Below are 9,138 nucleotides of genomic sequence, written 5' to 3' on the forward strand. Positions count from 1 at the left end.
GGGCGGGCAGCGCCGTGACCCGGCAGACCCGGGGGTTGAGGGGCTCGGTGATCGCCTTGATGACGCCCCCTTTACCGGCGGCGTCCCGTCCCTCGAACAGCACCACCACCTTCAGTCCCTCCTGCTTGACCCACTCCTGCAGTTTGACCAGCTCCTCCTGCAGATGGGCGAGGTGGTGCTCGTAACACTTCTTGTCCAGACGCGGCCGCTTCTTGCTCTTCTCCTTCGCCATGGGCTTCTCCTTTTGGCATCCTTTCATGGGTGACTTCTTTGAGTCACTTCCAGCTTGCACCAGGGAGGCGCCACTGCCAAGGGGGACGTGATACACTGCTGCCCCATGAACAGTTGGCAACAGAAACAGAAAAAAACATGAGGCAATTATGGCGATTTATCCTGCCGCCTCATCAGCCGCTGGCAATAGAAAAAACATGACGCCATTTATGGCAATTCGCACTGCCGCCTCATCATCAGCAGCTGGCAACAGGAGATAACATGAAGCATTTTATGGAGATAGCGGGCCGCCGGATGGCCTATCTGGACGAAGGGCAGGGCCCGGTGCTGCTGTTTGGCCACAGCTATCTGTGGGACAGCGCCATGTGGGCGCCGCAAATCGAGGCGCTCAAGAGCAGCTATCGCTGCATCGTCCCCGAGCTGTGGGGCCACGGTGATTCCGACGTGCTCCCCGAAGGTGGCTGCACCCTGGCCACTCTGGCGCGCGATCATCTGGCGCTGCTCGATGCCCTCGGGGTCGATGAGTTCGTGCTGGTGGGCCTCTCCATCGGTGGCATGTGGGGGGTGGAGCTGGCGCGCATGGCTCCAGCTCGCCTCAAGGGTCTGGTGCTGATGGACAGCTTCGTTGGTCTCGAGCCGCAGATCACCTGCGAGCGCTATCTCGGCATGCTGGCGATGATCGAGCAGCACGGCACAGTGCCGGCGCCCATCATCGAACAGGTGGCACCCATCTTCTTTGCCAACCAGCCCGATGTCACCTTGCTGGCCGATTTCAAGGCGCGACTGGCCGCCTGGCCAAGGGAGAAGATCGCCGCCATGGTGGCAGTGGGGCGCAGCTTTGTGACTCGCGAAGATCGCATCGAGTGGTTGGAAGAGATCACTGTGCCTGCGCTGGTGATGACTGGCTGCGAGGACAAGGCCCGTCCGGTGCTGGAGGGCTATTTGATGGCCGAGGTGCTGGGTTGCCCGTTCAAGGAGATCCCGGCGGCTGGTCACATCTCTTCACAAGAGAACCCCGCCTTCGTCAATCAGGCGCTGGCTGAGTTTCTGACTGCGCTGTAAGCCAGACGCAAGTTATAAACAAGGGAGCCCGTGGCTCCCTTGTTGCGTTTGGTGAGTGGGCAGGTGCCTATCGGCGCAGCCTGTTACCTGACAGGGTGTTACCAGATATAGCCAAGCCCAAACCCGGCATAGAGTTCGCCATCGTGCTGGACGATGGGGCTGTTTTTGATGTCCCGATCATACCATTCGTAGTTCATGGCAAACATGCCAATCCAGTTGGGGCTGAAGCGGTAGCTGGTGATGAGGGCCGCCATCGGGGAGAGGGTGGTGCCGGTATCCCATGCGGGCCGCTGGGCGGTCGCTTCGCTCTCGGTGATGCCGCCGAAGTAGTAGTTGGCCATCTTGTCGCTGCGCAGCATCACACCCATCCCCGGCATGATCAGCAGGTTGTCGCGCATGATGGGGAAATCGGCCCACAGCAGCAGCTCCTGCCCCTTGCTGCGGCCGGTGACGTCACTGTTGGCGCGGATGGTCAGCAGGGCGTAAGGGGTAACGATATTGCCGCCAATTCCCCCTTCCAGCTGCCACTTGCGCTGATCCATGCCGCTGAAGGCGGGAGAGTCCTCGGGGTCCAGATTGCCAAAACGGACCCGGCCATAGCCATAGAGGGCGACCTTCTCATCCTTATGGAAGTAGTAGCGGGCCCGATCCCCCAGAAACATGAAGTCGTCGCCGAAGTAGATAAAGCCGGGGATGGCGTAGATGGCGTTGTCCTGCGCCTCGTAACGGGCCTTGCCCCCGAGCACGGTGGCTCCCACCACCAACCCTTGCGGCACCGGGCTGGTGGGACTGTCACTGGCCAGCATATCGACCGAGCCGAGATCGATCTCGGCTTGTGCCGGGGTCACGGCTGCGAAAAGCAGGGTCATAAGCCCGCCAAGGGTGATGCGACGTGAAAGGGTCATAGGCGCTCTCGTATCAGTAGCTGGATCTGTGTGTATGTCGCCGATCATTTAACGGCATGGGCACTCTCTTCCCGCTTGGGCCAGGCGTTGATCACCGCCTTGACCAAGGTGGCGAGGGGAATGGCAAAGAAGATCCCCCAAAATCCCCACAAGCCGCCAAACACCAGTACGGCGATGATGATGGCCACCGGATGGAGGTTGACCGCTTCAGAGAAGAGTACCGGCACCAGCAGGTTGCCATCGAGGGCCTGGATAACCAGATAGGCCACCATCAGCCAGGCGAACTCGGGGGTGAGCCCCCACTGGAACAGGGCGACCATGGCGACCGGCACGGTCACCACGGCGGCGCCGATATAGGGGATCAGCACCGAGAAGCCGACCGCGACTGCCAGCAGCACCGAGTAGCGCAGCCCCATCAGGGCGAAGGGAATATAGGTGGCGATGCCGACGATCAGGATCTCGATCACCTTGCCGCGGATGTAGTTGATGATCTGGTTGTTCATCTCCACCCAGACCCGGTTGACCAGCGTGCGGTTGCGCGGCAGAAAGCGGCGCAGGCTGCCCATCAAGACCCGCTTGTCTTTGAGCATGAAGAAAACCATCAGCGGCACCAGGATCAGGTAGATCATGATGGCCACCACGTTCACCAGCGAGCTGAGGGAGGCGCTCACCAGATGCTCGCCACCACTGAGGATGCGCTGGCGGATATTGTCGATGACGGTCTCCACCAGACTGACATCGATAAGCTCGGGATAGCGGTCGGGCAGGGTGCGCACGTAGTCCTGGGCGTGAGTCAGCATGGCGGGCGCCTCTTTGGCCAGATTGATCCCCTGGCTCACCAGCGTCGGGATCAGGCCAAGCAAGGAGGCAACGGCCACCGCGATAAAGATCAGCAGCACCAGACTGGTCGCCGGGGTGCGCGACAGCCCCGCTTTTTGCAGCCGGGCGACTGGCCACTCCAGCAGATAGGCCATCACCAGCGCCACCAGCAGGGGAGCCAGCAGATCGCCAAATAGCCAGATGATGGTGAAGCAGAACACCAACAGCAGGAAAAGGGTAACGGCATCGGGATCGGAAAAACGGGTCTGATACCAGCGCTTCAATACTTCTAACATGACTGCATCCTTACATCACTGGGGCTCAAGATGGCTGTTTTGCCCCGACAACCAACTGCAAAGAGAGGGTTTTGTCCGCTTCTTGCTGCATCTCGACATGGTGGCCCTGACGCTGCAGATAGGTCGGAATATCCTGCCGTGATCCCGCATCGGCCAGCCGAATGGTGACGGATTGACCGCTTTTGGCCTCCCTTAACCAGAGCTTGAGCCGGATCAGTGGCTCGGGACAACGCCAGGGGGTCAGGTCGAGAACTTCCATGGGGACTCCATCAGGCAGGTGGCCGCTATTATGGCTGTGATGAGAGCGTGAAACAACGCTTGTAGCCCTTGATAGGCAAGGGTATTCTGCCGAGGCCCTTTCTGATGGAGATAGAGATAACGTGGCACGCTTTTCACCCCTGATGGCATCTATACCCCTGCTGGTTTCCCTGATGGGGGCCACGTTTCATGCCCAGGCGAGCAATCAGCTTCCCGACATAGGTACGGCCGGGGTCGCGGCCCTGCCCATCGAGCAGGAGGTGCGTTACGGTAACGCCTTTATGCGCTTTGCCCGGGCGGGCTTGCCGATCATCGATGATCCGGTGCTGAGCCAGTATATCGATGACTTGGGACAGCGGCTGCTGACCAACGCCGATGGGGTGCGTTTCCCGTTTAGCTTCTTCCTGATCAATGATCCCACCATCAACGCAGCAGCCTTCCTCGGCGGGCGGGTCAAGGTGCACACCGGTCTGTTCCTCTACGCCGACAGCGAGAGCGAGCTCGCCTCGGTTCTGGCCCACGAAATTACCCACGTGACCCAGCGCCATATCGCCCGCTACATGGAAGCGCAGGCGAGCAGCTCGGCAGTGACCCTGGCCGGTCTGGTGGGCTCCATCGCACTGGCGGTGATCAACCCCACCGCCGGTATCGCTGCGCTGCAGACCACGCTGGGCCTCTCCATGCAGTCAGCCATCAACTACACCCGCGACAACGAATACGAAGCAGATCGCATCGGCATGAAGACCCTCTATGATGCCGGTTTCGATCCCATGGGGATGGCCAACTTCTTCCAGAAACTGGCCGCCGAGTACCGTTACGCCAGCAAGCCGCCGGAAATGCTGCTCACTCACCCGCTGCCGGAGACCCGGATCAGCGAAGCGCGTGCCCGAGCGAGCAGCTATGGCCGCCGCGATCTGCCGCCCAGCCTCGACTTCTGGCTGGCCAAGGTGCGCATTCAGGTGCGTTATGGCACCGATACCCCGCAGGGGATGCTCAGCTACTTCGATACCCGGATCCAGAAGGGGGATTACCCGCTCAAGGATGCGGCCATTTATGGCAAGGCACTGGCGTTGATCCAGCTCAAGCGCACCGACGAGGCTGACACCCTGATGCAGGAGCTGGCGGCCCGTCATCCGGAAGATCTCTTTATTGTCGATGCCCAGACCGACATCGATCTGGCCAAGGGGCGCAGCGCCCAGGCCATCGCGCGCCTCGAGAAGTTCCGCAGCCGGATGCCGGACAACGAAGTGGTGGTGGTCAACCTCGGCAACGCTTACCTCGAGAGTGGCAACTACAAGAAGTCCATCGCCATCCTCGACCCCTATGCCCGCGAGCATGAAGAGAACAATCTGGCCTGGAACCTGCTCTCCGATGCTTATCGCAAGGCGGGCAGGATGACCGAGCTGCACATGGCGCGGGCCGAGATCCTCGCCCTGCGCGGGGATTATCAGGCGGCCATCGACGAGCTGATTGTGGCGCGCGGCACCACCAGCGATCGGATGACCCTGGCTCGTCTGGAGGCGCGCATCACCGAACTGGAGCGGGCCAAGAAGGATCTCGACAGCCTCAAGGGCTAACGACACCGGGCATTGGCCAATACAACAAGGGCGCACCACGGTGCGCCCTTGTTGTTTATGGTGTTGATGTCGGTGACGGTGATAGCGCGCCGCGCTAGTGACTCAGACTGCTGGCGGCCGCTCTGAGCATCCCGATCTGCTGCTGGTCGAGCTCGCCGACCAGTGTCTGCTTGAGTTTGCCCTCACTATCGAGCAGATAGCTGGTGGGCAGGGCGCCCGGGCGCGGGAAGGGGAGGCTGGCATCCGCATTGGCGATCAGCAGCGGCACCTTGATCTCATATCGGGTTGCCAGCTGGCCCAGCTCTGCTGGGGTGGTCGGATCGTAGTTGATGGCCACCACGGCGATCTGGCCCTCTGCCGCCAGCCCGTTGAGGCGTGGCATTTCCCGCAGGCAGGGGGCGCACCAGGGGGCGAAGTAGTTGACCAGTAGCGGCTTGCCAACCCAGTGGCTCAAGCTGACCGGCTGCCCTTTGGCATCGGTAAATTCGGGGGCGGGCGTGCAGGCGCCCAGCAGGCCAGCCACAATCAGCCAACAAATTCGTTTCAATTCCTTTCCACTGCCGCTTACCCTGACCATCACTTTCCCCTACAATAGCGCCGTTTCTAGTCCCATCTTGCGATTAATCAGGGAGTTACCATGAGCGAGACCCAAATCTACCACAATCCGCGCTGCTCCAAGAGTCGCGAAACCCTGGCCCTGCTGGAACAGCACGGGATCGCCCCTGATGTGGTGCTCTATCTGGAGCAGGCCCCGAGCGAAGATGAGATCAGCAACCTGCTCTCTCTGCTCGGTTTTAGCGATCCGCGCCAGCTGATGCGCACCAAGGAGGATCTCTACAAGGAGCTGGGATTGGCCGAGGTCAGCGGCGATGATCTCATTCGCGCCATGCATCAGCATCCCAAGCTGATTGAGCGCCCCATCGTCATCAAGAGTGGTCAGGCCCGCATTGGCCGCCCGCCGGAGCAGGTGCTGGAGATCCTCAAGTGAGCACCCGCTTCGCCCGTCTGCTGACCCTGGTCGGCTTCTTCGGTCTGCTGGGCTGGGTCATTCTCTGGCACCTGTGGCTGTCACCCCATCCGGATCTCAATCCCTGGCTGCTGCCGGTGATCTGGACGGTGCCGCTGCTCTTTCCGCTCAAGGGGATCGTGCAGGGCAACCCCTACACCCACGCCTGGGGCAACTTCGTGTTGATGCCCTATTTCCTCCACGCTCTCACCCTGATCACCACGGATGAGGGGGAGCGCGCTCTGGCGGTGGTGGAGCTGCTGTTCACCACCCTCGCCTTTGTCGGCACCATCTACTACGCCCGACTGCGTGGTCGGGAACTTGGCCTTAGCATTCGCAAGAAGAAAGATGAAGCCAACTGATGAAAAACGCCCCGCAAGGGGCGTTTTTTATGGGGAAGTTGGTCTATCCGCAGGGATTACTCGGCCCCTTGCAGGGGGCGAAAAAGGGCCAGCTGCTGCTGGCTAAAGTCCATCAGCGCGGGATAGAAGCGCAGAAATCCCGCTTCGCATGTTTGCCACTGCGACTCATCGAGGGTAAACAGCGCCTCTCCCAGCGGTATCGGGCGGCGCAGTCGGCGACCGATGCCATTTAGCGCTTGCCCCAGCCCCTCCCTGTGGCGGTAGGAGGCGATCCAGTTCTGCTCGGCCATCCGCTTGAGGGGGAGCGGCAACCCGTCCGGCAGGCGTGGGTGATCCGCCAATAGCTGGTCATAACTGCGTTGCAGGAAGTGGGGCAGGGGCTCGGCACTGAACAACCCCCAGTGCTGGCTCAGCCAGTGGTCGTAGATCATATCCACCACTATGCCGCCAAAGCGGCGCCAGGGGGCCTCGAAGCTGGCAACGGCCGCCTTGTGTTCGGGGTGGCTGTCGGTGAAGGCGTCGATTTTGCGGTGCAGCCAGATCCCCTCATCGAAGTGGGTTGCAAGACCGGTGGGCAGTGGCCCCTTGATAAAATCCCCCAACAGGTTGCCGGTGAGGGAGCTTCCGGTGTGGGCGGCCAGATGGAGATGTGCCAGAAAATTCATGGAAAAGTCGCTTCACAGAGGGACAGTGCCGCTGAGCCTAGCGGATCCGCTTCCCCTTGCCTATGGCTGCCATGACATCGTGATCGGCAGGAAGGACTTTCACTGGGCCGCCAATAGTGGGTAAATAGGGTTTTGCCTCGCGACATTTCACCGGATTGAGAGAAGGAGTAGCCATGATGTTGACCCTGATCGAGGGGGCCGAGATCTTCAGCCCCACCCACCTTGGCCAGCAGGATCTGCTGGTGGCCGATGGCCGTATCGCCTGGATGGGCAAGGGGTTGACGGTACCCGCAAACTGGCCGCTAAGTCGGGTCGATGGTCGTGGCAGCTATCTGGTGCCCGGGCTGGTGGATCCGCTGGCCCATATCACGGGCGGCGGCGGTGAGGGGGGCTTTGCCTTTCGCACTCCTGAACTCGCGGCGAGCGAGGCGCTCAAGGCCGGTGTCACCACCCTGGTAGCCGCGCTTGGCACCGACAGCCTGACCCGCACCCCCGTGCAGGTGCTCGGCAAGGTGCGAGAGTTTCGCGCCGCCGGGGTGAGCGCGTTTATGTATACCGGCTCCTACCATCTGCCGGTCAAGACCCTGACCGGCACGGTGGAGTCGGACATCATCCTCATTCCCGAGGTATTGGGGGTGGGGGAGGTGGCCATCAGTGACCACAGATCCAGTGCGCCGACCCACGACGAGCTGGCCAGACTTGCCAGCGAGACGCGGGTGGCCGGGCTGCTCGCGGGCAAGAGCGGGGTCAGCTTCTTCCATATCGGGGATGGCAAGGGGGCATTGGCGCCCCTGCGCGCCCTGCGCGATGAGACCGATATTCCGCTGCGCCAGCTCTATCCCACCCACTGCAACCGCAATCCCTGGCTCTTTGCCGAGGCCATCGAGTGGGGCAAGGCGGGGGGCTGGGTCGACCTCACCACCTCCAGCTTCCCCGATCTGGTGGAAGATGGCGAGCGGCTTGCCGCTGATGGGCTGGCCGAGTTGCTGGCTGCCGGTGTGCCTGCCGATCGCATCAGCTTCAGCTCGGATGCCAACGCCAGTCTGCCGCGCTTTGATGGCGAGGGGCGCCTTATCGAGATGCGCTGCGGCCAGATCGCCAGCCTGTGGCAGGAGTGCGTGCGGGCGACCCAGCTCGGTGTGTCGCTGGAGAGGGCGTTGGCTGCGGTGACGATCAATCCGGCGCAGGCGCTGGGGCTCGGCAGCAAGGGGCGTATCGGGGTCGGGCAGGATGCGGATCTGCTGCTGGTGCACTCCCGGACGTTCGCTATCGAGCGGGTGATGAGTGGCGGCCAGTGGCGCGAATAATGCCGCAGGCCATATCGTAGCGCGTGCTGTAGACAGTACGACCGCATGGTTGATTCAGCCAGCAAAAGCCCGACAACAAGGTCGGGCTTTTTCGTGCTGGCGGCTGGCAAATGCAGCTAGATCGCTAGAAATCCGAGGATCAGGATGGGGCCGAGCAGGCTCAGGATAAAGCCGGAGACGATGGCCACCGGCACCACCTGAATGCCCCCTGATTTCTGGATGACCGGCAGGGTGAAGTCGAGGGCGGTGGCGCCGCCGTAACCGATGGCCGCCGAGGGGTGGCGACGCATCAAGACCGGGATGATCAGGATGGCGATAAGCTCGCGCCCCAGATCGTTGATAAAGGCGGCCGAGCCCAGCACCGGCCCCAGTTTGTCGGCCACCAGAATGCCGGAGAGCGAATACCAGCCGAAACTGGAACTGAGGGCCAACCCGTGGCTCAGTGGCATGCCCAATAGCTGGGCCGCCAGCAGGCTGCCAATCCAGCTGCTGATGATGACGGTGAAGGCGATCTTCATCCCCCAGGGATTGAGCAGGATCTGGCGCAGCCGCATGCCGGAGTTGCGCATCTGCACCCCGATGAGAAACAGCAGCAGCATCAGCGCCCACTCGCTCCATTTGTCGATGGGCAGGGCGCGCAGATCCACCAG

At 61.7% G+C, this 9,138-nt stretch carries 11 protein-coding genes and 1 pseudogene; 5 read left to right on the forward strand and 7 right to left on the reverse strand.

The features are described 5' to 3' along the window. Positions 1-232: pseudogene (locus LD28_RS0110710) on the reverse strand (polyphosphate kinase 2); the annotation flags it as partial. Positions 233-492: 260 nt separating this feature from the next. On the opposite strand from LD28_RS0110710, the gene LD28_RS0110715 reads away from it, so the two are divergent. Continuing rightward, the gene (locus tag LD28_RS0110715; protein WP_033136958.1) at positions 493-1,293 is read left to right on the forward strand and encodes an alpha/beta fold hydrolase; all 801 of its coding nucleotides are present in this window, start codon (positions 493-495) and stop codon (positions 1,291-1,293) included. Between the two features lie 98 nt (positions 1,294-1,391). On the opposite strand, the gene LD28_RS0110720 is transcribed toward LD28_RS0110715, so the two are convergent. From LD28_RS0110720 to LD28_RS0110730, 3 genes are read right to left on the reverse strand one after another with little or no spacing between them, the layout of a single operon-like run. After that, positions 1,392-2,198 carry a MipA/OmpV family protein gene (locus LD28_RS0110720; RefSeq protein WP_033136959.1) on the reverse strand — a complete coding sequence of 269 codons (807 nt, stop codon included), beginning with the start codon at positions 2,196-2,198 and terminating at the stop codon, positions 1,392-1,394. Positions 2,199-2,242: 44 nt separating this feature from the next. Further along, positions 2,243-3,313 carry an AI-2E family transporter gene (locus LD28_RS0110725; protein WP_033136960.1) on the reverse strand — a complete coding sequence of 357 codons (1,071 nt, stop codon included), beginning with the start codon at positions 3,311-3,313 and terminating at the stop codon, positions 2,243-2,245. Between the two features lie 25 nt (positions 3,314-3,338). Beyond that, on the reverse strand, positions 3,339-3,572 hold the full coding sequence (locus tag LD28_RS0110730) for a sulfurtransferase TusA family protein (RefSeq protein WP_033136961.1): 234 nt from the start codon (positions 3,570-3,572) through the stop codon (positions 3,339-3,341). 121 nt (positions 3,573-3,693) lie between these two features. Between LD28_RS0110730 and bepA the strand changes: the two genes are divergently transcribed. Then, on the forward strand, positions 3,694-5,148 hold the full coding sequence (gene bepA, locus LD28_RS0110735) for a beta-barrel assembly-enhancing protease (RefSeq protein WP_420911709.1): 1,455 nt from the start codon (positions 3,694-3,696) through the stop codon (positions 5,146-5,148). Positions 5,149-5,242: 94 nt separating this feature from the next. Here bepA and LD28_RS0110740 read toward each other — a convergent pair whose 3' ends face one another. Next, positions 5,243-5,725: a TlpA family protein disulfide reductase gene (locus LD28_RS0110740; protein WP_033136963.1), complete on the reverse strand. Its 483-nt coding sequence runs from the start codon at positions 5,723-5,725 to the stop codon at positions 5,243-5,245. 60 nt (positions 5,726-5,785) lie between these two features. Here LD28_RS0110740 and arsC point away from each other — a divergent pair, with 60 nt between their 5' ends. Both arsC and LD28_RS0110750 read left to right on the forward strand, forming a co-directional pair. After that, the gene (arsC, locus tag LD28_RS0110745; RefSeq protein WP_033136964.1) at positions 5,786-6,136 is read left to right on the forward strand and encodes an arsenate reductase (glutaredoxin); all 351 of its coding nucleotides are present in this window, start codon (positions 5,786-5,788) and stop codon (positions 6,134-6,136) included. Beyond that, positions 6,133-6,516, forward strand: coding sequence for a DUF2069 domain-containing protein (locus LD28_RS0110750; RefSeq protein ID WP_033136965.1), 384 nt, complete (start codon positions 6,133-6,135; stop codon positions 6,514-6,516). Before arsC ends, LD28_RS0110750 begins: the two co-directional genes overlap by 4 nt. A gap of 56 nt (positions 6,517-6,572) precedes the next feature. Here the strand turns inward: LD28_RS0110750 and LD28_RS0110755 are convergent, their stop codons facing one another. After that, positions 6,573-7,181: an acyl carrier protein phosphodiesterase gene (locus LD28_RS0110755; protein ID WP_033136966.1), complete on the reverse strand. Its 609-nt coding sequence runs from the start codon at positions 7,179-7,181 to the stop codon at positions 6,573-6,575. Between the two features lie 176 nt (positions 7,182-7,357). Between LD28_RS0110755 and iadA the strand changes: the two genes are divergently transcribed. Next, positions 7,358-8,488 (forward strand): beta-aspartyl-peptidase, encoded by a 1,131-nt coding sequence (iadA, locus tag LD28_RS0110760; RefSeq protein ID WP_033136968.1) that lies wholly within the window; start codon positions 7,358-7,360, stop codon positions 8,486-8,488. Between the two features lie 116 nt (positions 8,489-8,604). Here iadA and LD28_RS0110765 read toward each other — a convergent pair. Then, a partial coding sequence (locus tag LD28_RS0110765) for a LysO family transporter (protein WP_033136967.1) occupies positions 8,605-9,138 on the reverse strand: 534 nt, incomplete at its 5' end.

The sequence above is a fragment of the Aeromonas finlandensis genome, assembly GCF_000764645.1.
In the GTDB taxonomy this organism is placed as follows: Bacteria; Pseudomonadota; Gammaproteobacteria; order Enterobacterales; family Aeromonadaceae; genus Aeromonas; species Aeromonas finlandensis.

Coding starts and splice junctions, on each gene's coding strand:
- LD28_RS0110715 (WP_033136958.1), top strand. CDS start 493: ATGAAGCATTTTATGGAGATAGCGGGCCGCCGGATGGCCTATCTGGAC.
- LD28_RS0110720 (WP_033136959.1), bottom strand. CDS start 2,198: ATGACCCTTTCACGTCGCATCACCCTTGGCGGGCTTATGACCCTGCTT.
- LD28_RS0110725 (WP_033136960.1), bottom strand. CDS start 3,313: ATGTTAGAAGTATTGAAGCGCTGGTATCAGACCCGTTTTTCCGATCCC.
- LD28_RS0110730 (WP_033136961.1), bottom strand. CDS start 3,572: ATGGAAGTTCTCGACCTGACCCCCTGGCGTTGTCCCGAGCCACTGATC.
- LD28_RS0110740 (WP_033136963.1), bottom strand. CDS start 5,725: ATGGTCAGGGTAAGCGGCAGTGGAAAGGAATTGAAACGAATTTGTTGG.
- arsC (WP_033136964.1), top strand. CDS start 5,786: ATGAGCGAGACCCAAATCTACCACAATCCGCGCTGCTCCAAGAGTCGC.
- LD28_RS0110755 (WP_033136966.1), bottom strand. CDS start 7,181: ATGAATTTTCTGGCACATCTCCATCTGGCCGCCCACACCGGAAGCTCC.
- iadA (WP_033136968.1), top strand. CDS start 7,358: ATGTTGACCCTGATCGAGGGGGCCGAGATCTTCAGCCCCACCCACCTT.